Origin of the sequence: Burkholderia sp. BCC1998 (genome assembly GCF_905339875.1) — a bacterium.
Lineage (GTDB): Bacteria > Pseudomonadota > Gammaproteobacteria > Burkholderiales > Burkholderiaceae > Burkholderia.
This window is the reverse complement of sequence record NZ_CAJPHE010000009.1, coordinates 178,264-200,494: the sequence shown is the minus strand read 5'-3', so window position 1 is coordinate 200,494 and position 22,231 is coordinate 178,264. Positions and strand designations below refer to the sequence as shown.

The following is a 22,231-nucleotide window of genomic DNA, read 5'->3' as shown; positions in this document are numbered from 1 at the left end:
CGTGGATTCCTTGCAGATGAAAGAGGATGGGACGGGTCAGCCCTTGGTCGCGCCGAACGTGAGCCCGGTGACGAAGTGCTTCTGCATCGCGAAGAACATCAGCACCGACGGCAGCGCCGCGAGCACCGAGCCGGCCGACACGATGTTCCAGGCGGTCGTCCACTGCCCCTTGAGCGCGGCGACGCCGACGGTGATCGGCGCCGCGTCGTCGCCTTGCGTGAGGCACAGCGCCCAGAAATAGTCGTTCCACACGAACGTGAACACGAGGATCGCGAGTGCGGCGAGCGCCGGCCGCACGAGCGGCAGCACGACGCGCCAGTAGATCGCCCATTCGGACGCGCCTTCGACGCGCGCGGCCTCGATCAGCTCGAACGGCAACTCGCGGATGAAGTTGCGCAGGAACAGCGTGCAGAAGCCGGTCTGGAACGCGGTATGGAACAGCACGAGCGCCCACACGGTGTTGTATAGGCCGACGTCGAGCATGATCTGCCGCACCGGGATCATCAGGATCTGGATCGGCACGAAGTTGCCGGCGACGAACAGCCCGAGCAGCACGAGATTGCCGTGGAACCGGTAGTTCGCGAGCGCATGCCCCGCGAGCGACGCGAGCAGGATCGACGCCGCGACCGACGGCACCGTGATCAGGATGCTGTTCGCGAAGTAATGCAGCATCGGCGTCTGCGTGAGCGCGGTGCCGTAGTTGTCGAGCAGCGCGAACTGCTTCGGCCAGTCCCAGTAATGACCGGCCGTGATTTCGTCGGTCGAGCGGATCGACGTGACGAGCACCGCGAGCAGCGGCACGAGCCACAGCGCGAGCGCGCACGGCAGCGACAGGCGGTACAGCAGGCGGGCGGGACGCCCCCAGCGGGACACGGGCATCGGATACATGTTGGTGATCCTTAAGATTCGACGCGCACCAGCTTGCGCAGCTGCCACACGATATAGACGAGCATGATCGCGAACAGCACGACCGCGATCGCGGCCGAATAGCCTTCGCGGTAGTACTTGATCGCCTGGTCGACCATGAAGTACGCGAGCACGGTCGAGCTGTCGAACGGGCCGCCGCCCGTCATCACCGAGATCAGGTCGAAGCTGCGCAGCGCGCCGATCACGGTCAGCACCACCGCCATGAAGGTCGCGGGCCGCAGCTGCGGCAGGATCACGTGCCACAGCAGCGTGAAGCCGCGTGCGCCTTCCATCCTCGCCGCTTCGACGATCTCGCCGTTGATGCCGGTGAGCCCGGTCAGGTAGAGGATCATGCAGAACGGAATCTGCGGCCACAGCGCGGCGACGATAACGCCGTAGGTCGCATAGCGCGGATCGCCGAGCACCGGGATCCCATGCCCGACGATCAATTTCAGCAGTCCGAAGGTCGGATCGTAGAACCACGAGAACACCAGGCCCACGACGACGCCGGGCAACACGAACGGCGCGAAGAACAGCGACTTCACGAGCCGGATGCCGAACACGTTCTGGTTCAGGTACAGCGCGAGCGCGAGGCCGAGCGGCGGCGCGGCGAGGAACAGCGCGAGCCACAGCACGTTGTTCTTCAGCGCGACGTAGAACGTATCGGACTGCAGCAGCTCGCGATAATTGTCGAGCCCGGCATACGTCATCGGCGTCATCCCGTCCCAGTGATGGACGCTCAGCCAGATGCTGCTGACGATCGGATACAGCACGAACACGGTGAAAAGCGCGAATCCCGGCAGCACGAACAGCAGGGCCGCGCGGTTGCGCCGGCGCGCGAGCGACGCGCGCGCATGCCGCTGCGGGCCGGCATCGCGGCGCGCGGCGCTTTCGGACAGGCTGGTTGACATGAGTGACCTTCGACGAAACGAACCAAACGAACCCAACGAACGAGACGGTGACAACGACGCACCGGACCGGCATGCGCCGGCCCGGCCGCGCGGCGCGTTATTTCCGGTAGATGCGCTTGCGAGTCTGCTCGAGGCGCTGCAGGATCGCATCGAGCTGCGTCGGGTCCGACACGAACTGCTGCATCGCCTTCATCCCCTCGTCCGCCATTTCCTTCGTCATGTCGCGATCGTAGAACTGCGCGATGCCGCCGGGCGTCGTCGCGAGCGTGCGGAAGCCGATCTTCGAGATCGGGTCCTGCGGCTCGGGCGCCTTGTTGTTCGACGGCAACTGCCCCATTCCCTTAGCGAACTCGCCGCTCACCGCCGGCTGCCCCATGAACGCGAGGAAGCGGCGCGCGTCCGTCTTGTTGTGCGCCTTCGCCGGCACGATCAGCACGTTGACCGGGCCATCTTCCGCAAGCGGCACCGACGCGTCGATCACCGGGAAGCGGAAGAAGCCGATCGGGTTGCGCGCCGCACTCAGCAGGCCCGCCGAATACCAGGTGCCCATCAGCGTCATCGCGGCCTGGCCGTTGACGATCAGCGGGCTCAGCGAATCGACGTCGTAGGACAGCGCGTTGTCGATGAAATACTTGTCGTCGATCAGCTTCTTCCAGGCCGCGTACACGGCCCGCACGCGCGGATCGGTATACGCGACGTCGCCGGCCATCAGCTTCTGGTGGAACGCGTAGCCGTTGATCCGCAGGTCGAGATAGTCGAACCACGCGGCAAGCGTCCACGCATCGCGCGCGGCCACCGCGATCGGCGCGATGCCGGCCGCCTTCAGCTTGCGGCATGCGTCGAGAAACTGCGGCCAGTCGGCCGGCTCGCCATGAATGCCGGCCTTCTCGAACAGGTCCTTGCGGTAGAAGAGCCCGTACGCGTCGTAACCGAGCGGCAGACTGTAGAGCTTTCCGCCGTAAGTCGACGACTGCTTCACGGCCGCATACGTGTCGTTCCAGCCGTTCTTCTGCCAGTCGGAACTCAGGTCCTCGATCAGCCCGCGCTTCGCGAAGTACGCGAGCCGTTCGCCGTTGTTCCAGCTCAGCACGTCGGGCGGATCGGTCGCGAGCCAGCCCGACATCTGCACCTTGTACGCCTCCTCGCCGACGTAGCTGACCTTCAGGTCGATATCCGGATTCGCCTTGTGGAACTGGTCGAACGCCGCCTGCCACGTCGCACGCTGGTTGCCGCGCGCGGCGACGTTCACCTTCAGCGTGCCCGCCTCGGCCGTCCCCGCGGCGCATGCCGCGGCAGTCGTCAGGGCAAGCAGCAATCGGCTCGCACGAAGTCTCATCGTTGTCTCCTGGTATTGGTGTGATGGGTGCCGCGTCGTGCGCGGCCGGTCGGCAGTGCGCCGCTACGCGAACGCCGCTTCGCCGTGGGCGGCAGGCAACGCGATGCCGGCCTCGTCGAACAGGTGGCAGCACGACGGCGACACGCGGAATGCATGCCGCTCGCCGCGCCGCAACGCGGCTTGCCCAGGCAGCTTCGCGAGCAGCGGCACGCCGCCGGGCTGGTCGAGATGCACGTACGCGGCTTCGCCGAGCTGCTCGACGAGTACGACGTCACGCACGATCGCCGGCAGGCCGGCATCGCCCGCCGTAGCGACCGTCAGATGCTCGGGACGAATCCCGAGCGTCACGCGCGCGCCGCTGCCGACGTGGCGCGGCAACGGCCGATCGCGCAGCGTCAGCGTTTCGCCGGTTCCATCCAGGCGCAGCCGGCAGCCATGCGCATCGCCCGCTTCGACGACCGCCGGCAGGAAGTTCATCCGCGGCGAGCCGATGAATCCCGCGACGAAGCGGTTGGCCGGCCGGTGATACAGCTCGAGCGGCGCACCGGCCTGTGCGATGCTGCCGAAGCGCGCGACGTCGTCGCCCGCGTGCAGCAGCACGATCCGGTCGGCCAGCGTCATCGCCTCGATCTGGTCGTGCGTCACGTAGACGGAGCTCGATTGCGTGAAGCGTGCGTGCAGGCGGGCAATCTCGACGCGTGTCTGGCCGCGCAGCGTCGCGTCGAGATTCGACAGCGGCTCGTCGAACAGGAACACGCGCGGCTCGCGCACGATCGCGCGGCCGATCGCGACGCGCTGCCGCTGGCCGCCCGACAACGCCTTCGGCTTGCGGTCGAGCAGCGCGTCGAGCTGCAGCACGCGCGCGGCTTCGGTCACGCGGCGGCGGATCTCGTCCTTCGGCGTGCCGGCGATCCGCAACCCGAAACCGATGTTGTCGAACACGGTCATGTGCGGAAACAGCGCATAGCTCTGGAACACCATCGCGACGCCGCGCTCGGCAGGCGGCGTGTCGTTCATGCGCGCACCGCCGATCCGCAGTTCGCCTTCGGTCACGTCCTCGAGCCCGGCGATCATCCGCAACAGCGTGGACTTGCCGCAGCCCGACGGGCCGAGAAACACGCAAAACTCGTGCGACGCGATCTCGAGGTTCACGTCGCGCAGCACCGGCGCATGGTCGCCGTAGCGCTTCGAGACGTCCTTCAATGAAATGGCGGTCATCGCGCTCTCCTCTCCCGGTCAGGCGCTTCGGATCGAAAAATTTAATCGCTTAAATTTTGGTGGTGCAGTTCGTCCGGTTCGCCGTACCATGTCGTCTCCTTGTTGATGTGTCGAGAAATTAGCGTATCGCCTGTCCCTGTGCAACTAGTGGGACGCACTCCCAGAATATGAGCAGACACTCCCCCGCTTCGCTTCCGTCGCGCCTCTTCTCCCGACCACCCGGAGGCCGCACATGGTGACGCTCGCGCAAGTCGCGCAGCGCGCGAACGTCACTGCTGCGACCGTCTCGAACGTGCTGCGCAATCCGCAGAAGGTGAAGCCGGCGACCGTCGAGCGCGTGATGGCCGCGATCCGCGAACTAGGCTATCGGCCGAACCTGACCGCGCGCGCGCTCGCCGAGGGCCGCACGTCGACGCTCGCGCTGATGCTGTCGAACATCACCAACCCGTTCTATCCGGAGTTCGTGCTGGCCGCCGAGCGCGAGGCGCGCAAACGTGGCCATTACCTGCTCGTGTCGAATACCGACGACGATCCGGCGATCACGCGCAACTACCTCGAACGGATCGCGGGCACGCTTGCTGCCGGGGCGATCGTGATGAACACCGATCTCGCCGAAGCCGAACTCGCCGACATCGCGCGACACGGCGCGTCGATCGTGCTGTGCATGTGGGAGCACGTGCATGCGTCGCGCACGCTGCCGTGCGTGACCGTCGATTTCGCGGCGGCGGGCGCGCTGGCGGCCGCGCATCTGTCCGGGTTGCGGCACCGCGCGTTCGGCGCGCTCGTCGGCAGGGGATCGGGCGGCCCGCAATCGGTGCGGCTGCGCGGCTTCGCCGACGAACTCGCGGCGCGCGGCCATCCGGCGGACGCGTTGACGACCGTGTCGGCGCACGACTCGATCGAAGGCGGCTACGAAGCTGCTGCTGCGTTACTGAGGGCGCAGCCGGGCCTCACCGCGCTGTTCGCGACCAACGACCTGATGGCGATCGGCGCGATGCAGGCGGCCGCCGATCTCGGCTTGCGCGTGCCGGTCGATCTGTCGGTGATCGGCATGACCGATATCCAGCTCGCGCACCAGTTCCGCCCCGCGCTGACGACGGTGCGGTTTCCGACGTCGCAGATCGCCGCGCGGGCGATCGCGCTGACGCTCGACATGATCGACGGGATCGAACCGGCTGCCGCCGTGCATACGATCGGGACGCCGGAGCTCGTCGTGCGGGAGTCGACGGGGGTGGCGCGGGGGTGATGGGCAGAGGCCGGCGCGGTGAAGCAAATGCTGGTGTTACTCGGACGCGGGTCGACTATCGGTCCTCGTCGGCGTCGTCTCCTGACGCAGCGAAGCGAGTAGCGGATCACGCTCACTTTTTCAGAACTGCGCCGTGACCTGAAAACCGATCGTCACGCATGCCGCAGGAAACCCGGACGGCTTGCAGATCGGCGTGCCGGCAAACAGGTCGTAACCGTAGGCGCCCAGTCGGGTCGCGATGCTGTCCTTCACGCCGATCACCGCGCTCGCCAGTTGCGTGCCGACGAGCGTGACTGGCTGTGGGCCCCACACGCGGCCGTAATCGACGCCCGCATAGACCGCCTGCCCGGTTTGACCGATCGGCGCCTGCAGTTCGTTGCGCCAGTAGAAGCCACGGGAGGTGGCCAGCATCGTCTCCCCGTCGAATCCGCGTACGGTGTAACGGCTGCCGATCGTCAGGTCGTCGATGTAGTACAGCGTATTGCCCGTGTACTGACCGTGGAACGTCGTCACGTAGCGGAGCGGTCCGTACGCCGAAGGCGGCGTCACCGCGCCGCCCCGCGTCGCGATTCCGTCAGAACTTATGCCGGATCCCCGCATGCACCATCAACTGCTTCGACGTCGACGACAAATCGGCCGCCCCCGGGATAAGCGCCTGATCGAGCGACGAGCCGGTCGCGTCGCCGGCAACCCGCTGGTACGCGCCCATCAGGTAGACGTCGGTGCGCTTCGACAGGTTGTAGTCGGCCATCAGCCCGATCGAATGGATCTTCGGTTTCGCGCTGCCGGTGGTCGCTTCATAACGCACGGTCGTATACACATACTGCGCGCCCACGAAGAACGCCGGCGTGAACTGGTATTTACCGTTCACTTCGAAGTTCTGGTACTTGATCGCCGTGACCGTGCCGCCCGCGAGCGGCCCCGTGACGGGTTCGATCGTCTCGTCGCCGAACAGGTAGCCGACGTTCGCGGTCGGTCGCGTGACGTTGCTGTTGGTATACGCGAACCCGACCGTCGCGGGCCCTGCCGTGTAATTGACGCCCGCCCCGAAAATCCGCAGCCGCGCCGACGCGAAGTTCGCATCCGCGCCGACCGACCCCGAGCCCGCGATCGCGCCGCCGGCCGTCGCGCCCGGGTTGTCCGCATTCAGGAACGCCGCGCCGACGAGCAGGCCGCCCTGCTCGTACTGCGCACCGACGCTCCACTGCCGGTTGTTCGCGAACCCGGTGTCGTTGCTGAAGCTGTACGTACCGCCGAACGAGAAGCCGGCAAAATCCGGGCTCGCATACTTGACCGTGTTGTTCACGCGGAACGTGTTGCCGGTGTTGTCGTTGTCGAGCGGATGCGAGAACGGATAGGTGCCCCAGCTGCCGTTCGCGGTCGTCGGCGCGAGATAGTCGACGACCGAGTCGTATTGCCGGCCGAGCGTGAGCGTGCCGAAGCGCGTGCTGCCGAGTCCGACGTAAGCCTGCCGCCCGAACATGCGGCCGCCCTGCGCGAGCGTGCCGCTGTTCACGTTGAAGCCGCTCTCGATCTGGAACAGCGCGCTGTAGCCGCCGCCGAGATCCTCGGTGCCCTTCAGCCCCCAGCGGCTGCCCTGCGCGAAACCGCTCGCCATCTGCCAATCACTGTGGCCGCCGACGTTGTTCGTATAGTCGATGCCCGCATCGATCAACCCGTACAACGTGACGCTGCTTTGCGCAAACGCCGGTGCCGCGCACAGTGCCGGCATCGCGACGAAAAACAATCTCCAGTTCATTCGTTTTCCTTATTGATTTGACGATTCCCACTCGCTCGCCACGCTGCGGTTCGGCTTACTTCGTGCCGTAGATGTCGAAGTCGAAGTACTTTCGGTTGATCCGCTGATACGTGCCGTTCGCGAGGATCGTCGCCAGCGCGCGGTTGAATGCATCGCGCAGCTCGGTGTCCTGCTTGCGCAGCCCGAGGCCGTCGCCCTGTCCGAAGTACTTCGCGTCGTCGATCGCCGCGCCGACGAACATGAAATCCTTGCCCTGCGGCTTCTTCAGGAAGCCGTCGCTGGCCGCGATCGACGCCTGGAACGCCGCGTCGAGCCGCCCGCTCACGAGATCGGCATAGACCTGGTCCTGGTTCTGGTACGACTCGATCTGCACGCCGGCCGGCTGCCAGTTCGCGATCGCATAGTCGGCCTGCGCGGAACCCTGCTCGACGCCGACCCGCTTGCCCTTCAGCGACGCGGCCGTCGGCAGCAGCGGCGAACCCTTGCGCGCGACCAGCCGCGCCGGCGCGTTCGAGATCCGGTTCGTGAACGCGATCTGCTGCATCCGCTTCGGCGTGATCGTCATCGACGACGCGATCACGTCGAACTTGCGCGCGAGCAGCCCCGGAATCATCCCGTCGAAACTCGACTCGACCCACACGCAGCGCGCATGCAGCTCCGCGCACAACGCGTTCGTGATGTCGATCCCGAAGCCGGTCAGCGTGCCGTCGGGCTGCTTGTATTCGAGCGGCGGATAGGTGGGATCGACCGCGAGGCGGATCTCCTTGCCCGTCCAGTCGCCCGCATGCGCGGCGCCTGCCACCGTCGTTGCCGTCAGCGCCACCGCGAGCGCCGCCATCCATTGTTTCATTGCCAGTCTCCTTGTTGCCGTCGTTGAAGGTAAATCGAATCGGTCCGGCCGCGTCACGCGAGGTAGCGCTCGGCGAGCGCGATCCAGTAGCTCGCGCCCGTCGCGAGGCACGCATCGTTGAAATCGTAGCCGGGGTTGTGCAGCCCGCAGCCGGCCGCGCCGTCGCCGTTGCCGATCGACAGGTAGCTGCCCGGGCACGCGTCGAGCATGAACGCGAAATCCTCGCTCGCCGCGATCGGCCGCAGATGCGGAATCAGCGCATCGTCGCCGCCCCATTCGCGCGCGACATCGCGCGCGAACGCCGTTTCCGCCGCGTGATTCACGAGCACCGGATAACCGTGGCGATAGTCGATCTCGGCCGTCGCGCCATAGCTGTCGGCCTGGCCGTGCACGATCGCGCGAATGCGCCGTTCGAGCAGCACGCGCACGTCCGGCGACAGCGCCCGCACGCTCAGTTCGAGATCCGCATGCGGCGGAATCACGTTCGATGCGGTGCCCGCGTGGATCGAGCCGGTCGTGACGATCGCCAGTTCCTGCGGATTGACGTTGCGCGACACGACCGTCTGCAGCGCCATCACGATCGACGCGCAGACGACCACCGGATCGATCGTCGTGTGCGGCGCCGCGCCGTGGCCGCCGCGCCCGGTCACGCGCACGCGCACCTCGTCGGCCGACGCCATCGCCGGGCCGTCGCAGAAGCCGAGCACGCCGGCCGGCAGGCCCGGCACGTTATGCATCGCGAACACGGCATCGCACGGGAACTGCGTAAACAGCCCGTCGTCGAGCATCCGCTTCGCGCCGCCGAGCCCTTCCTCCGCCGGCTGGAAAATCAGGTTCAGCGTGCCGCTGAAGCGCCCGCGCTGCGCGATGCAACGGGCGGCGGCGAGCAGCATCGCCGTATGGCCGTCGTGGCCGCACGCATGCATCACGCCGTCGTGCCGGCTCGCATGCGGCAGCCCGGTCGTCTCGCGGATCGGCAGCGCATCCATGTCCGCGCGCAGCCCGAGCCGCTTCCCTGCGCCGCGCGTGAGCGTGCCGACCACGCCGGTGCCACCGAGGCCGCGCGTGACCCGATAACCCCATGTTGTCAGGCAATCGGCGACGAGCCCGCTCGTCGCGTGTTCGTCGAAACCGAGTTCCGGATGGGCATGCAGCCGGCGGCGCAGCGCGATCATCTCCGTCTCGATGGCCGCCATTTCAGGCGGAATGCGTACTCGATCCAACCCCGTTACTCCTTTCCAGGTGCCGCGTGGCGACTGCCGGAATGGCAGGTCGTGGGCGAGATCGTAGGCAGCGAAAAAGCCGGCGAACAGCCGCAGTTTCGTTATGATGACAACCTTTCGTTGTCGGCTATCACACCCTTTCGCACCCTTTCACACCATGAGCACGATCAAGCTGCATCAGTTGCAGGCGCTCGTCGCGAGCGCGGAGGCCGGGAGCATCCGCGGCGCGGCACGCACGCTCGGGCTGTCGCAGGCGGCCGTCACGCGTGCATTGCGCGAGCTGGAGGCCAGCGAGCGCCTGCCGCTGCTGGTGCGCGCGCCGGAAGGCATCGGCTTCACCGAATACGGGAAGACCCTGCTCACGCACGCGAAACTCGTGCTCAAGCAGCTCGAGCATGCGCAAAGCGATCTCGAACGGATGCGCGGGCGCGTCGAGGGGCGGCTGAGCGTCGGCGTCACGCCGTGGCTGACGATGACCTTCCTCGCGGAAACCGTCCTGCAGTTTCGCGAGCGGATGCCCGACGTGCGCCTCGAACTGTACGAAGCGCTGATGGCCGTCGCGCAACCGCTGCTGCGCGACGGCAGCATGGATTTCGCGCTCGGCCACGTGCAGGCCGGCAGCGGCGCGCAGGAGTTCGCGTTCGAGCCGCTGCTGCGCTACGAGACGTCGGTGATGGTGCGCGCCGGGCATCCGCACGAACGCGCGACGTCGGTGCACGACCTGCTCGATTGCGACTGGGTGCTGAATTCGTCGGCCGACGGCCAGGCCGCGCTCGTCGACTACCTGTTCACGCGGCACGGCGCGCAGATCGACGAGCGGCGCATCGTGCGCGCGCAGTCGGTCGCGATGCTGCAGACGATGCTCGAACAGGCTGGCATGTGCACGTGGTGCCCGACGATCCTCGCGGCAGTGCCGCCGTTCGGCGAGCGGATGCGCGTGCTGTCGCTGAAGGAGACCTTCGAGCCGAGCGAACTCGGCGTCGTCACGCGCCGCAGCAGCACGCTGAGCGACGCCGCGCGCTGCTTCATCGACTGCCTGCTGCAGGTGATCCGGCGGCATGCGCGCTCGGCGCGCAAGGACGATCTCGCGCTGTTCCGCACGCTGTCGCTGCTGATCTGACGCCGATCGCGCGCCGGCATCGGGAACCCGCCGGCGGCGGCCCTGCGGCATCCGGGCACGACCGGGTATACCTCCGGCACCGCATTGTTCTATACTGCCCCCCAGTATCTGGAAACCACGATCCCATGCCGCATTCCCCCGCAGAGAAGAAACGCGTCCTGACCCGCGTGCGCCGCGTCCGCGGGCAGCTGAATGCGCTCGAGCAGGCGCTCGAGGAAGGCGCCGACTGTGGTCCGGTACTGCAGCAGCTGGCGGCGATCCGCGGCGCGATCAACGGCGTGATGGCCGGCGTGCTCGAAAGCCATCTGCGCGAGGAATTCACCCAGCTCGCGGAGGCCCCGCGGCCTGCTTCCGAATCGATCGACGATATCGTGACCCTCGTCCGGTCCTACCTGCGTTGACCGGCGCAGGATCGTCGACGCTCCGCTCCATTCGATGATTTTTTCAACAGGATTGTCATGAAATCACGTGCCGCAGTTGCATTTGAAGCGGGTAAGCCGCTCCAGATCGTCGAAATCGACGTCGAACCGCCCCGCAAGGGCGAAGTGCTCGTCAAGATCACCCATACCGGTGTCTGTCACACCGACGCGTTCACGCTGTCGGGCGACGATCCCGAAGGCCTCTTCCCCGCCGTGCTGGGTCATGAAGGCGCCGGCATCGTGGTGGAAGTCGGCGAAGGCGTGACCAGCGTCAAACCCGGCGACCACGTCATTCCGCTCTACACCGCCGAATGCGGCGAGTGCCTGTTCTGCAAGAGCGGCAAGACCAACCTGTGCGTGTCGGTGCGCGCCACCCAGGGCAAGGGCGTGATGCCCGACGGCACCACGCGGTTCAGCTACAACGGCCAGCCGGTCTATCACTACATGGGCTGCTCGACGTTCAGCGAATACACCGTCGTCGCCGAAGTGTCGCTCGCGAAGATCAACCCGGACGCGAACCCCGAGCAGGTCTGCCTGCTGGGCTGCGGCGTCACGACGGGCCTCGGCGCGGTGAAGAACACGGCGAAGGTGCAGGAAGGCGACACCGTGGCCGTGTTCGGCCTCGGCGGCATCGGCCTCGCGGTGATCCAGGGCGCGAAGCTCGCGAAGGCCGGCCGCATCATCGCGATCGACACCAACCCCGGCAAGTTCGACCTCGCACGCGTGTTCGGCGCCACCGACTGCGTGAACCCGAAGGATCACGAAAAGCCCATCCAGCAGGTGATCGTCGAAATGACCGGCTGGGGCGTCGACCACAGCTTCGAGTGCATCGGCAACGTCAACGTGATGCGCGCCGCGCTCGAATGCGCGCACCGCGGCTGGGGCCAGTCGGTGGTCATCGGCGTCGCCGGCGCCGGCCAGGAAATCTCGACGCGCCCGTTCCAGCTCGTCACCGGTCGCCGCTGGCTGGGCACGGCATTCGGCGGCGTCAAGGGCCGCTCCGAACTGCCGGGCATGGTCGAGGAAGCGATGGCCGGCACGATCCAGCTGGCACCGTTCGTCACGCACACGAAGCCGCTCACCGGCATCAACGAAGCGTTCGACCTGATGCACGAAGGCAAGTCCATCCGGACCGTCGTGCATTTCTGAACCACGCGCGAGGAGGCCGGTTGCCGCAACCGGCCCGTTGCGCGCGTGCGCCGGCAAGCCGCATCGCTTGGCCGGCGCGATGCATGCTCCAACCCCCATCCTCTGTCCAGCCGGTAACGATCGCCGTTGCGTGATCCGTCGCCCGGCGCGCGACTCGGCTTTCGACCGCGAGCCTGTGTCGCGGCTGCCCCGTCAGCACCGCACGCGCCGCATGCGGAGCGTGGCCGACGGCGATTCCCCGAACGCGCGCTTGTAGTCGATCGCGAACCGTCCGAGGTGCGCGAAGCCCCATTTCAGCGCGATGTCCGTCACCGACGCGAGCCCCGGTGTCGCATCGTCGAGCAGTTCGTCGCGCACACGTTGCATCCGCAACTGGCGCACGAATGCCATCGGCGTGATGCCGTGGCGATTGCGGAAGCCGGCGAACAGCGTGCTCGGGCTGACGCCCGCGAGTTCGGCGAGCCGTTCGATCGTCAGCGGCTCGTCGAGATGCGCGCGGATGTATTCCTCGACACGCCGCACGTAGAACGGCGCGAGCGGCGCCGGCGCGTGGCGCGTGCCGTTGCGCGCGGTGTTCGGGTGGCCGTACAGCAACAGGTTGAGCAGCGTCGATTCGAGTTGCTCGAACGCGAGCGGATGGCGCAGCGGATGCCCGTCCGTCGCGATCGCGTCGGCCAGCATCGGCAGCATCTGTGCGAGGCACGCGCCCTGCTGCGACGACAGGCTGAATTCCGGCTCGAACTCCACCGGCGCGCGCCGCTCATCGCCGAAATGCCGCTGCGCATGCCGCTCCATCACCTCGCGCTCGATCCGCAGGATCACTTGCGGGCACGCCTCGCCCCACCGCATCCTGAGCGACAGCGTCGGCGACAGCAGCGACGCGGTGTCGGGCGACGACACGAAACGCGTCGCGCCGCACTCGATCTCGGCGTCGCCGCGCAGCGGAATCTGCAACAGATAGAAGTGCTCGAGCGGCCCGGGTTCGATCGACACCTCGCCGCCGTAGTCGAGCAGATTCAGCGAGAGGTTGCCCCAGCGAGCATGGTGCATGCGGCTGTGCAGCGCGCGCGAATCGCCGGTCGGTGTGAGCCGGTGCGGCTTGAACACGTCCGCTACCCGCGCGCGCACCTCGTCGACGTCATCCGACTGCAGCAGCAGCGTGTCGTGATTGAAACAGGCGGCGTCACCCAGCCAGCCCGCTCCGGAAAATTGCCCCATCGAAGTTCTCCCGTCGTGCTCGATCGCACTTGCGCTGTGCACGCGTTCCCGATTCCGGGGAATCCCGTCGCACGATCCGGATAGCGGCCGGAGTATCCGGACAGTCCGCCTCGTTACACTACGCAAGCCCTGCGCACCCGATGCAAGAAGCGGACCGTTCGCGCATCGTAGAAAACTGTGCGGCGCTTCCGCATCCGCACAAACCCGCAGAGCGCCGTGCCCGGCCCCGCTGCGGCGGGCCGGTCCGCAGGTTTCCGGAATTCGCGGATACCGGTCGAAGAAAGCGGATAGAAGCGCGCGTTTCGTCCGCCAATACTGGGCCCATGCCAGTCACGAACAGAATGGAGAGACACATGCAAGGACGACACATCGAGATCCCATCGCCGGACGGCGGCGCGTTTCGCGCGTACCTGAGCACGCCGGCCGGCGGCACGGGGCCCGGCATCGTGCTGTGCCACGAGATCTTCGGCGCGAACGCGACGATGCGCGACGTGGCCGATTATTACGCCGAAGAAGGCTACACGGTGCTCGTGCCCGACCTGTTCTGGCGCCAGGCGCCCGGCATCGAACTCGGTTACACCGCCGCCGACTTCGAGCGTGCGATGGCGCTGTACCGCGAATACGACGAAAACAAGGGCGTCGAGGACATCGCCGCCGCGCTGGCCGTGCTCACGCAACGGCCGGAATGCACGGGCCAGGCCGGCGTGCTCGGCTACTGCCTCGGCGGCAAGCTCGCGTATCTCGCCGCGTGCCGCCTGCCGGACGTGGCCGCCGCGGTCAGCTATTACGGCGTGGGCATCGAGCACGCGCTCGACGAGGCTGCTCATCTGCGCGGCCGGCTCGTGCTGCAGATCCCCGCGCAGGACCGCTTCTGTCCGCCCGACGCGCAGCAACGCATCGCCGCGGCGCTCGCGGGGCGCGACGGCGTGGAAGTGTATGTCTACCCGGGCGTCGATCATGCGTTCGCACGCGTCGGCGGCGATCATTTCGACAAGGCGGCCGCTGTGATGGCGCACCAGCGCGCGATCGCCGCGTTCCGCGCGGCGCTCGGCCCGCGCTACGACCTGTCCGCGCTGTGGGAAGAACATCTCCGGCACGAATTCGACACGCGCAACGTCGACGCGACGATGGACACGATGGTCGCGCAGCCCTACGTGAACCATATTCCGACACTGACGGGCGGCGTCGGCTACGACGAACTCAAGCGCTTCTACACGCATCACTTCGTGCATGCGAACCCGCCGGACACCACGATCACGCCGATCTCGCGCACGATCGGCGCGAGCCAGATCGTCGACGAACTGCTGTTCTGCTTCACGCATACGACCGAGATCGACTGGATGCTGCCCGGCGTCGCGCCGACCGGCAAGCGCGTCGAGATCCCGCTCGTCGCGATCGTCAAGTTCCGCGGCGACAAGCTGTATCACGAGCACATCTATTGGGACCAGGCGAGCGTGCTCGTGCAGATCGGCCTGCTCGACGCGGCCGGGCTGCCCGTCGCCGGTGTCGAAACGGCGCGCAAGCTGCTCGACGAAACCGTGCCGTCCAACGGCCTGATGCAGCGCTGGCGCGACAGCGCGTAATCGACGGATACCCGGGCGGCACGTCGAACGCGCGCCGCCTGCGCTCAATCATTCCAGGAGACTCCCCATGACTGCCCTTGCTGGCAAAGTCGCGATCGTCACCGGCGGTGCCACGCTGATCGGCGCCGCCGTCGCACAGGACCTGAGCCGCGCCGGCGCGTGCGTCGCGATCCTCGATCTCGACGCGGAGAACGGCGCACGCGTCGCCGCTACGCTCGGCGAACGCGGCACGTTCATCGCGACCGACATCACCGACGACCGCGCGATCGAGCGCGCGGTATCGGCCGTCGCCGAACGCTTCGGCTCGATCGACCTGCTGATCAACCTCGCGTGCAGCTACGTCGACAACGGCATCCAGGCCACACGCAACGACTGGCTCGCGGCGATGGACGTCAACGTCGTCTCGGCCGCGATGCTCGTGAAGGCCGTTCATCCCTACCTGACCCGGCGCGGCGGCGGCGCGATCGTGAACTTCAGCTCGATCTCCGCGCAATGCGCGCAGACCGGCCGCTGGCTCTATCCCACATCCAAGGCCGCGATGCGCCAGCTCACGCGCAGCATGGCGATGGATCTCGCCGCCGACCGGATTCGCGTCAACTCGGTGTCGCCGGGCTGGACGTGGTCGCGCGTGATGGACGAGCTCACGCACGGCGACCGCGCGAAGACCGATCGCGTGGCCGCGCCATTTCATCTGCTCGGGCGCGTGGGCGATCCGTCGGAAGTCGCGCAAGTCGTCACGTTCCTGTGCAGCGATGCGGCAAGCTTCGTGACGGGCGCCGACTACGCGGTGGACGGCGGCTACTCCGCGATGGGCCCCGAGCAGGCGGTGCCGGCGATTCCGCGGCTGGTCGAATAACCGCCGGCCGTTCGTTCACGCCCACATTTCATTCCATTTAATTCGTCATGCAAAGGATTGCATCATGAAACGCATCGCTATCGTCGGCGCCGGCCAGTCCGGCCTGCAACTCGCCTTCACGCTGCTCGACCAGGGTTATCACGTCACGCTCGCGACCAATCGCGACGCGCAACAGATTCGCGCCGGCAAGGTCATGTCGAGCCAGTGCATGTTCCATACCGCACTGCAGATCGAACGCGATCTCGGCCTGAACGCCTGGGAAGAAGCGTGCCCGTCCGTCGACGGCATCGGCATCGCGGTGCCGCATCCGCAAGGCAACGGTCGCAAGGCGATCGACTGGTCGTCGCGGCTGACACGCTACGCGCAATCGGTCGACCAGCGCGTGAAGATGGCCGACTGGCTCGACGCGATCCGGCGCCGCGGTGCCGACGTGCGCATCTGCGACGTCGGCGTGCCGGAGCTCGAGGCGCTCGCACGCAGCCACGACCTCGTGCTGCTCGCGGCCGGCAAGGGCGAAATCGTGAACCTGCTCGGCCGCGACGACGCACGCAGCGCGTTCGAGCGCCCGCAACGCGCACTGGCCCTCACCTACGTGACGGGCATGACGCCTAGCGAGCCGTATTCGCGCGTGCGCTTCAACCTGCTGCCCGGGATCGGCGAATACTTCGTGTTTCCGGCGCTGACCACGACGGGCCCGTGCGAAATCATGGTGTTCGAAGGGATCCCCGGCGGCCCGCTCGACTGCTGGGCCGACGTGAAGACGCCCGAGCAGCATCTCCACCGCAGCCTGTCGTTCCTGCAGCAGTACGTGCCGTGGGAATTCGAGCGCTGCCGCGACGTTGCGCTGACCGATCCGAACGGCACGCTGTCCGGGCGCTTCACGCCGACCGTGCGCAAGCCGTTCTTCCGCCTGCCGTCGGGCCGTACCGTGTTCGGCATGGCCGACGCGGTGGTCGTCAACGATCCGATCACCGGACAGGGTTCGAACAATGCGGCGAAATGCGCGAAGGTGTACGGCGACGCGATCCTCGCACGCGAAGCCGAGCCGTTCGACGAAGCCTGGATGCACGACACGTTCGAACGCTACTGGGCCTACGCACAGCACGTCGTGCGCTGGACCAACTCGCTGCTCACGCCGCCGCCGCCGCACATCCTCGAGCTGCTCGGCGCCGCCGGCCGGCTGCCGTCGCTCGCCGCGACGATCGTCGACGGCTTCGACGATCCGCGCCGGTTCGCGCCGTGGTGGTTCGAGCCGGCGGCCTGCGCCGCGCTGATCCGCGAACACGCCGCACGTTCGGAGTAAGCGACATGGACACCACCGCTTCCAGCAAGCCGGGCCTCGACCCGCTGCAATTGCGCGCCGCGTTCGGGCAGTTTCCGACCGGCGTCACCGTGATCACCACGCGCGCGCCGGACGGGCGCAAGGTCGGCCTCACCGCCAATTCGTTCTCGTCGCTGTCGCTCGACCCGCCGCTCGTGCTGTGGAGCCTGCGCAAGGTCGCGCCGAGCCGTCCGGATTTCGTCGCGGCCACGCACTTCGCGATCAATATCCTCGCGCACGACCAGATCGAACTGTCGCGCCGTTTCGCGACGCCGAGCGCCGACAAGTTCGACGGCGTGCCGCACGTGGATGCCGATGCGGGCGGCGTGCCCTGTCTCGACGGCGCAAGCGCGCGTTTCGTGTGCCGCCATGTCGGCCATTACGAAGGCGGCGACCACCTGCTGTTCATCGGCCAGATCGAGGCATTCGATGCGTTCGGCCATGCACCGCTCGTGTTCCATGCGGGCCAGTATCGCGCGATCTCGGCACACCCCGATCTTTCTCGTGCCGCTTGATTAGTTATACAAATAAATATTCAGGAGGTGGTGATGATGAATTGCGGCTCTCGCCTGCTTGCGATCGCAGGCCTCGTGTGCTTCGGCCTGACCGGGCACGTGCCGGCGCATGCGACCGACCTGCCATCGGTCAACCTGGGGATGACCAGCTTCCTCGACGGGATGCCGCCGGCCGGTGCCGGCTGGTACGGCACGCAGTATCTCGAGTACTACACGGCCGGACGCGTCAACGACGATGCCGGCAACAAGGTCGGGCTGCCGAAGCAGGACATCGACCTGTTCGCGGGGCTGAGCCAGCTCGTCTACCAGTCGCCGCTGGCGTTCGGCGGCATGCATCCGGGGCTCGACGTGATCCTGCCGTGGGTGGCGTCCGTGCACACGAACGACGGGATCGGCAACGTCGCGCTGAATTCGCGGGCCGGGTTCGGCGACCTGCTGATCGGCCCGTTCATCCAGTTCGATCCGGTGATGGGCCCGCAGGGGCCGCGCTTCGCGCAGCGGGTGGAATTCCAGTTCATCGCGCCGACCGGCGCATACGACCCGGCGCGGGCAATCAATCCGGGCAGCCATTTCTGGTCGTTCGATCCGTACTGGGCCGCGACGTTCTGGGTCACGCCGAAGTGGACCGTGTCGTGGCGCCTGCACTATTTGTGGAATGCGACCAATCACGAGCCGGCGACCGCGCTCGGGCCCGACGTGACGTCGACGCAGGCCGGCCAGGCCGTTCATGCGAACTTCGCGACCGAGTACGAAGTGCGGCCCGGGCTGCGGTTGGGGCTCAACGGCTACTGGCTGCGCCAGACCACCGACATGAAAGTGAACGGGCAGGACGTGTCCGGCACACGGGAATCCGTGCTCGCGATCGGGCCCGGTGCGATGGTCAGTTTCTCGCCGCAGGATCACCTGCTGTTCAACGCGTACTTCGAGGTCCTTGCGCGCAACCGGCCGCAGGGTTCGCGGATGGTGTTGCGGTACGTGCATCATTTTCAGTGACGCGCAATCCCGGCCGGCCTGGCCGGCCGATATCGTATGACGAATGTATCGCACACCTTCGGAGCCTGGATGCGTGTCCTATAGTTTCGGGGATGGCAAGGAGACCACTGAAACACAACAAGGAAGGGAACACGCGATGGCGACCTCTGCTCCTCCCCGGCTTTACCCGCGCGCCGCGCAGCGGCTGGTGCATCACCTGGCGACGGTTGCACCGGCCCTGGCCGTCGGCATCGCCGTTTCCGCCTGCGGCGGCGACAGCTCGCTGAACAGCGACGAGCCTGCCTACGCCACCCAGGCACGCCCGCAGATCAATGCGCTGCTCGCGAGCACGATGACGCCCGGCGCGGTCGTCTACGTGCAGTCGCCGCAAGGCAACTGGCTCGCGTCGTTCGGCACGGCCGTGCGCGGCACGAACTCGCCGATCCCGACGAACGCGCACTTTCGCATCGGCAGCGTGACGAAGACGTGGACGGGCACCGTGATCCTGCAACTCGTGCAGGAAGGCAGGCTGCGCCTGACCGATCATGTCAGCCAGTACGTCGCGAACGTGCCGAACGGCGACACGATCACGATCGAGCAGTTGCTGACGATGCGCAGCGGTCTCTACAACTACTCGACCAGCCTTGCGTTCAACCAGTCGCTCGACGCGCAGCCGGACAGGGTGTGGACCATCGACGAACTGCTGGGCATCGCGGAGAACCAGCCCGTCTATTTCGCGCCGGGCGCGGATTTTCGCTACTCGAACACGAATACGGTGCTGCTCGGCCTGATCATCGAGCAGCGCACCGGCATGAGCGCCGCCGATGCGATCCGGACGCGGCTGTTCGCGCCGCTCGGGCTGACCGAGACATCGCTGCCGCCGCAGGACAACACGGCGCTGCCCGCGCCGGCGCCGCGCGGTTATCAATGGGGCACCAACGTGGAGACGATCGACGGCGACGCGCTGTCTCCCGCGCGCCAGGCCGCCGCGAAGAACGGCACGCTGCAGCCGACCGACGTGACGACGGTCAATACGTCGTGGGCATGGACGGCCGGCTCCGGCATCTCGACCGCGGCCGAACTGGGTGCGTACGTGCAGCGGATGGTCGGCGGCGGCTACCTGATTGCGGACCTGCAGGCGCAACGCCTCGCGAGCTGCACGCCGATCGATCCGTCGAATCCGGCGTCGGCGAGCTACTGCATGGGGCTCGCGAAGTTCGGCACGTTCTACGGGCACACAGGGGAAATACCGGGTTTCAATACGTTCGCGGGCTACGATCCGGTCACGAAGACGACGATCGTCACGTGGGCGAACACGGCGTCCGGCCCGGACGGACGCGCACCGGCCAACGAGATCGCACGGATCATCATGGGCGAGCTCAGCAAGGCGGCCGATGTGCCGAGCGAAGGGCGGCCTTGAGGGGAAGCCGTAGGGGGCCACCCGCGCGGGCAGTGGACTACGGCTGCGTCCAGGGTCGACCATGGGTCCGGGTTGCGTTGACGCCGCTATGATCGACCTGTCTCGCGGCGCCGCCCGGGGGGGAGAAGGAGCCTCCCATGAAGACGGTGACCGTGCCGCCAGGCGACGCCGGGCCGGCACGCACATCCGGTTCGCGCGGCACCCCCGCCGCGCTACTGCCCGATGCTGGTGAAGGTCGGCAGCAGCACGCGATACACGTGAATCATCGCCGGCCCGAGCAACACGCACATCAGCGCCGGGAAGATGCAGAAGATCAGCGGGAACAGCAGCTTCAGCGCGATCTTCGCGGCACGCTCCTCCGCGCGCATCCGCCGCCGCGTGCGCAGCATGTCCGAGAGCACGCGCAGCGATTCCGCGATGCTCGTGCCGAAGCGATCGGCCTGGATCAGCATCGCGCAGAACGATTCGATATCCTCGACGCCGGTCCGCAGCGCCAGGTTGCGCAGCGCGGTATCCTTCGTGAACCCGGAACGCATCTCGAGCAGCAGCAAGTCGAGTTCGCCCGCGACCACTTCGCTGCGAAAGCGCAGCTCCTCGCTCACCCTCATCAGCGCCGCATCGAGCCCGAGCCCTGCTTCGACGCATACGGTCAGCAAGTCGAGCGCATCCGGGAAGTCCTCGAAGATCACCTGCTGACGCTTCGCGATCCGGCGCCGGAGGATCACGTTCGGCACGTAGTAGCCGATCCCGGCGAGCGCCACGAGGACGAACGACAGCAGCATGCGTTGACCCGCGAGGCGGGTCGTGGCGAGCGCCAGCAGCGCAGCGCCCGGCAGCGCCAGCGCGAGTACCGTCTTCGCCGCGAAGTAAAGCGCGCCCGCGTTCGCATCGCGCCAGCCGGCATTCATCAGCCGGATCCGCAGCGGCGAGTTCTCCCAGCCCTCCTGCGGCAGCGACAGCCGGGAAATCGGTTTCGACAGTTCGACGAGTTTCGCGACCCAGTGCGATGTTTGCCCGCCGCCGTCGTTCGCACCGGTGCCGATGCCCACGCTCGCTCCGCTCGCCTGCTGGATCCGGCGCTCCATGTTGCGCGGCGCGAACAGCAGCATCGCGACCAGCACGCCGCCGGCGACGAAAAGGAACAAGCCGGCCAGCATCACGGTATGTACTACGCTCAGGTTTTGCATGACAGCCTCGATTCGGTTCGTGAAGCCCGGGACACGCGTCAGACGCGAATGCGGATGATGCGGCGAATCCACAGCAGGCCGAATGCCATCGACCCGAGCATCACGCCAACCATCTTGATGCCGGCCGGATCCTCCCAGAGCACCGACAGGAACTCGCGGTTCAACACCGCCATCATGCCCGCGGTACCGAACGGCAGCAGGCCAAGGATCCAGGCCGACAACCGCCCTTCCGCGGACAGCACGCGGACCTTGTCGAACAGCTTGAAGCGTTCGCGCACCAGCGACGCGATGCTGTCGAGCAGTTCGGCCAGGTTGCCGCCGGTCTCGCGCTGGATCAGCACCGCGATCACGAAGTAGCGCAGGTCATGGGCCGGCACGCGCGTGGCGAGGTTCACCAGCGCATCGTGCAGCGATACGCCGTAATTGATCTCGTCGAACGTGATCCTGAATTCACTGCCCATCGGATCGGGAAACTCCTCGCCGACCATCCCGAGCGCGCTCGTAAACGAGTGGCCGGAGCGTAGCGCGCGCGCGATCATGTCGCAGACATCCGGCAGCTGGCGCTCGAGCTTGAGCATCCGCCGGTTGCGATGCCGCATCACGTACATTACCGGGATGCATGCGGTCAGCAGTGCAATCGGCACCACGATGATCAGCGGCAACGCGGTCAGGGTCAGGGCCAGCATCGTCGCCACCGGGAATGCGGCGCAGAGCGTGACCAGTTTCGCGACCGTCCAGTCGAGCCCGGACTGCTGCAGCAGGAGGTCCAGCGACTGCACGCGCGGCATGCGCAACAACAGCCGGTCGAACGGCTTCGACTCGTCGAGCATCCGCTTCTTGAGAATCGACAGCCGCTCCTGCTGCACGCTGCCGCCGGCCGACATCGCGCGCAGGCGCGACTCGATCCGGCGCGCCGCGGCACCGTGGCGCGTGTTCCACCATTGATAGACGCCCTCGATCGCGAGCACGACCGCGACGAAGGTGAGAATCACAAAACCGTAAAAGATCGAGTCCATGAGGCC

General features: G+C 67.0%; 20 protein-coding genes and 1 pseudogene. 10 read left to right on the top strand and 11 right to left on the bottom strand.

The features are described 5' to 3' along the window. Positions 1 to 36 precede the first annotated feature (36 nt). From U5A56_RS18190 to U5A56_RS18175, 4 genes are all read right to left on the bottom strand, one after another. The gene (locus U5A56_RS18190; RefSeq protein WP_321923807.1) at positions 37 to 888 is read right to left on the bottom strand and encodes a carbohydrate ABC transporter permease; all 852 of its coding nucleotides are present in this window, start codon (positions 886 to 888) and stop codon (positions 37 to 39) included. Positions 889 to 899: 11 nt separating this feature from the next. Beyond that, a complete protein-coding gene (locus U5A56_RS18185) occupies positions 900 to 1,817 on the bottom strand; it encodes a sugar ABC transporter permease (protein ID WP_321923805.1) in 918 nt (305 codons plus the stop codon). Between the two features lie 97 nt (positions 1,818 to 1,914). Beyond that, entirely contained in the window at positions 1,915 to 3,153 is a 1,239-nt protein-coding gene (locus U5A56_RS18180) for an ABC transporter substrate-binding protein (protein WP_321923803.1), read from the bottom strand. Between the two features lie 63 nt (positions 3,154 to 3,216). After that, positions 3,217 to 4,371, bottom strand: coding sequence for a sn-glycerol-3-phosphate ABC transporter ATP-binding protein UgpC (locus U5A56_RS18175; RefSeq protein ID WP_321923802.1), 1,155 nt, complete (start codon positions 4,369 to 4,371; stop codon positions 3,217 to 3,219). A 232-nt stretch (positions 4,372 to 4,603) separates the two neighbouring features. Between U5A56_RS18175 and U5A56_RS18170 the strand changes: the two genes are divergently transcribed. Further along, a complete protein-coding gene (locus U5A56_RS18170) occupies positions 4,604 to 5,617 on the top strand; it encodes a LacI family DNA-binding transcriptional regulator (RefSeq protein WP_321923800.1) in 1,014 nt (337 codons plus the stop codon). A gap of 120 nt (positions 5,618 to 5,737) precedes the next feature. Here the strand turns inward: U5A56_RS18170 and U5A56_RS18165 are convergent. The 4 genes and pseudogenes from U5A56_RS18165 to U5A56_RS18150 all read right to left on the bottom strand — a co-directional run. Beyond that, positions 5,738 to 6,151, bottom strand: a pseudogene (locus U5A56_RS18165) (ShlB/FhaC/HecB family hemolysin secretion/activation protein); the annotation flags it as partial. A 40-nt stretch (positions 6,152 to 6,191) separates the two neighbouring features. Beyond that, positions 6,192 to 7,376: a porin gene (locus tag U5A56_RS18160; protein WP_321923798.1), complete on the bottom strand. Its 1,185-nt coding sequence runs from the start codon at positions 7,374 to 7,376 to the stop codon at positions 6,192 to 6,194. A gap of 55 nt (positions 7,377 to 7,431) precedes the next feature. After that, complete coding sequence (locus U5A56_RS18155; protein ID WP_044844287.1) at positions 7,432 to 8,226, bottom strand: ABC transporter substrate-binding protein; 795 nt, start codon at positions 8,224 to 8,226, stop codon at positions 7,432 to 7,434. A 53-nt stretch (positions 8,227 to 8,279) separates the two neighbouring features. Next, positions 8,280 to 9,449 carry a M20 aminoacylase family protein gene (locus U5A56_RS18150; protein WP_321923796.1) on the bottom strand — a complete coding sequence of 390 codons (1,170 nt, stop codon included), beginning with the start codon at positions 9,447 to 9,449 and terminating at the stop codon, positions 8,280 to 8,282. 157 nt (positions 9,450 to 9,606) lie between these two features. On the opposite strand from U5A56_RS18150, the gene U5A56_RS18145 reads away from it, so the two are divergent. From U5A56_RS18145 to U5A56_RS18135, 3 genes are all read left to right on the top strand, one after another. Next, complete coding sequence (locus U5A56_RS18145) at positions 9,607 to 10,569, top strand: LysR substrate-binding domain-containing protein (RefSeq protein WP_044844289.1); 963 nt, start codon at positions 9,607 to 9,609, stop codon at positions 10,567 to 10,569. Positions 10,570 to 10,694: 125 nt separating this feature from the next. Further along, positions 10,695 to 10,970 carry a formaldehyde-responsive transcriptional repressor FrmR gene (frmR, locus tag U5A56_RS18140; protein WP_044844290.1) on the top strand — a complete coding sequence of 92 codons (276 nt, stop codon included), beginning with the start codon at positions 10,695 to 10,697 and terminating at the stop codon, positions 10,968 to 10,970. A 57-nt stretch (positions 10,971 to 11,027) separates the two neighbouring features. Beyond that, complete coding sequence (locus U5A56_RS18135) at positions 11,028 to 12,137, top strand: S-(hydroxymethyl)glutathione dehydrogenase/class III alcohol dehydrogenase (protein ID WP_124487304.1); 1,110 nt, start codon at positions 11,028 to 11,030, stop codon at positions 12,135 to 12,137. Between the two features lie 192 nt (positions 12,138 to 12,329). Here the strand turns inward: U5A56_RS18135 and U5A56_RS18130 are convergent, their stop codons facing one another. Continuing rightward, entirely contained in the window at positions 12,330 to 13,355 is a 1,026-nt protein-coding gene (locus U5A56_RS18130) for an AraC family transcriptional regulator (RefSeq protein WP_321801942.1), read from the bottom strand. 353 nt (positions 13,356 to 13,708) lie between these two features. Here U5A56_RS18130 and U5A56_RS18125 point away from each other — a divergent pair, with 353 nt between their 5' ends. The 6 genes from U5A56_RS18125 (at position 13,709) to U5A56_RS18100 (ending at position 20,022) form a co-directional block, all read left to right on the top strand. Beyond that, positions 13,709 to 14,938, top strand: a complete 1,230-nt coding sequence (locus U5A56_RS18125; protein WP_321801941.1) for a dienelactone hydrolase family protein — start codon at positions 13,709 to 13,711, stop codon at positions 14,936 to 14,938. Between the two features lie 67 nt (positions 14,939 to 15,005). Beyond that, the gene (locus tag U5A56_RS18120; RefSeq protein WP_321923793.1) at positions 15,006 to 15,794 is read left to right on the top strand and encodes an SDR family oxidoreductase; all 789 of its coding nucleotides are present in this window, start codon (positions 15,006 to 15,008) and stop codon (positions 15,792 to 15,794) included. A 64-nt stretch (positions 15,795 to 15,858) separates the two neighbouring features. Further along, on the top strand, positions 15,859 to 17,097 hold the full coding sequence (locus tag U5A56_RS18115) for a styrene monooxygenase/indole monooxygenase family protein (protein WP_321923791.1): 1,239 nt from the start codon (positions 15,859 to 15,861) through the stop codon (positions 17,095 to 17,097). Positions 17,098 to 17,102: 5 nt separating this feature from the next. Continuing rightward, positions 17,103 to 17,630, top strand: coding sequence for a flavin reductase family protein (locus tag U5A56_RS18110; RefSeq protein WP_321923790.1), 528 nt, complete (start codon positions 17,103 to 17,105; stop codon positions 17,628 to 17,630). A 33-nt stretch (positions 17,631 to 17,663) separates the two neighbouring features. After that, the gene (locus tag U5A56_RS18105; protein WP_321923787.1) at positions 17,664 to 18,623 is read left to right on the top strand and encodes a transporter; all 960 of its coding nucleotides are present in this window, start codon (positions 17,664 to 17,666) and stop codon (positions 18,621 to 18,623) included. A gap of 136 nt (positions 18,624 to 18,759) precedes the next feature. After that, positions 18,760 to 20,022 (top strand): serine hydrolase domain-containing protein, encoded by a 1,263-nt coding sequence (locus U5A56_RS18100; protein WP_321923785.1) that lies wholly within the window; start codon positions 18,760 to 18,762, stop codon positions 20,020 to 20,022. Positions 20,023 to 20,234: 212 nt separating this feature from the next. Here U5A56_RS18100 and U5A56_RS18095 read toward each other — a convergent pair whose 3' ends face one another. Beyond that, positions 20,235 to 21,209, bottom strand: a complete 975-nt coding sequence (locus U5A56_RS18095) for a type II secretion system F family protein (RefSeq protein ID WP_044844343.1) — start codon at positions 21,207 to 21,209, stop codon at positions 20,235 to 20,237. A gap of 38 nt (positions 21,210 to 21,247) precedes the next feature. Further along, positions 21,248 to 22,225, bottom strand: coding sequence for a type II secretion system F family protein (locus tag U5A56_RS18090; protein WP_321821371.1), 978 nt, complete (start codon positions 22,223 to 22,225; stop codon positions 21,248 to 21,250). Between the last annotated feature and the right edge of the window lie 6 nt (positions 22,226 to 22,231).

Excerpts from the sequence above, each read along its gene's own strand:
- U5A56_RS18180 (WP_321923803.1), bottom strand. The coding sequence starts at position 3,153 with ATGAGACTTCGTGCGAGCCGATTGCTGCTTGCCCTGACGACTGCCGCG.
- U5A56_RS18190 (WP_321923807.1), bottom strand. The coding sequence starts at position 888 with ATGTATCCGATGCCCGTGTCCCGCTGGGGGCGTCCCGCCCGCCTGCTG.
- U5A56_RS18145 (WP_044844289.1), top strand. The coding sequence starts at position 9,607 with ATGAGCACGATCAAGCTGCATCAGTTGCAGGCGCTCGTCGCGAGCGCG.
- U5A56_RS18125 (WP_321801941.1), top strand. The coding sequence starts at position 13,709 with ATGCAAGGACGACACATCGAGATCCCATCGCCGGACGGCGGCGCGTTT.
- frmR (WP_044844290.1), top strand. The coding sequence starts at position 10,695 with ATGCCGCATTCCCCCGCAGAGAAGAAACGCGTCCTGACCCGCGTGCGC.
- U5A56_RS18100 (WP_321923785.1), top strand. The coding sequence starts at position 18,760 with ATGGCGACCTCTGCTCCTCCCCGGCTTTACCCGCGCGCCGCGCAGCGG.
- U5A56_RS18110 (WP_321923790.1), top strand. The coding sequence starts at position 17,103 with ATGGACACCACCGCTTCCAGCAAGCCGGGCCTCGACCCGCTGCAATTG.
- U5A56_RS18135 (WP_124487304.1), top strand. The coding sequence starts at position 11,028 with ATGAAATCACGTGCCGCAGTTGCATTTGAAGCGGGTAAGCCGCTCCAG.
- U5A56_RS18090 (WP_321821371.1), bottom strand. The coding sequence starts at position 22,225 with ATGGACTCGATCTTTTACGGTTTTGTGATTCTCACCTTCGTCGCGGTC.
- U5A56_RS18170 (WP_321923800.1), top strand. The coding sequence starts at position 4,604 with ATGGTGACGCTCGCGCAAGTCGCGCAGCGCGCGAACGTCACTGCTGCG.
- U5A56_RS18130 (WP_321801942.1), bottom strand. The coding sequence starts at position 13,355 with ATGGGGCAATTTTCCGGAGCGGGCTGGCTGGGTGACGCCGCCTGTTTC.
- U5A56_RS18155 (WP_044844287.1), bottom strand. The coding sequence starts at position 8,226 with ATGAAACAATGGATGGCGGCGCTCGCGGTGGCGCTGACGGCAACGACG.
- U5A56_RS18095 (WP_044844343.1), bottom strand. The coding sequence starts at position 21,209 with ATGCAAAACCTGAGCGTAGTACATACCGTGATGCTGGCCGGCTTGTTC.
- U5A56_RS18185 (WP_321923805.1), bottom strand. The coding sequence starts at position 1,817 with ATGTCAACCAGCCTGTCCGAAAGCGCCGCGCGCCGCGATGCCGGCCCG.
- U5A56_RS18115 (WP_321923791.1), top strand. The coding sequence starts at position 15,859 with ATGAAACGCATCGCTATCGTCGGCGCCGGCCAGTCCGGCCTGCAACTC.
- U5A56_RS18160 (WP_321923798.1), bottom strand. The coding sequence starts at position 7,376 with ATGAACTGGAGATTGTTTTTCGTCGCGATGCCGGCACTGTGCGCGGCA.
- U5A56_RS18105 (WP_321923787.1), top strand. The coding sequence starts at position 17,664 with ATGATGAATTGCGGCTCTCGCCTGCTTGCGATCGCAGGCCTCGTGTGC.
- U5A56_RS18120 (WP_321923793.1), top strand. The coding sequence starts at position 15,006 with ATGACTGCCCTTGCTGGCAAAGTCGCGATCGTCACCGGCGGTGCCACG.
- U5A56_RS18175 (WP_321923802.1), bottom strand. The coding sequence starts at position 4,371 with ATGACCGCCATTTCATTGAAGGACGTCTCGAAGCGCTACGGCGACCAT.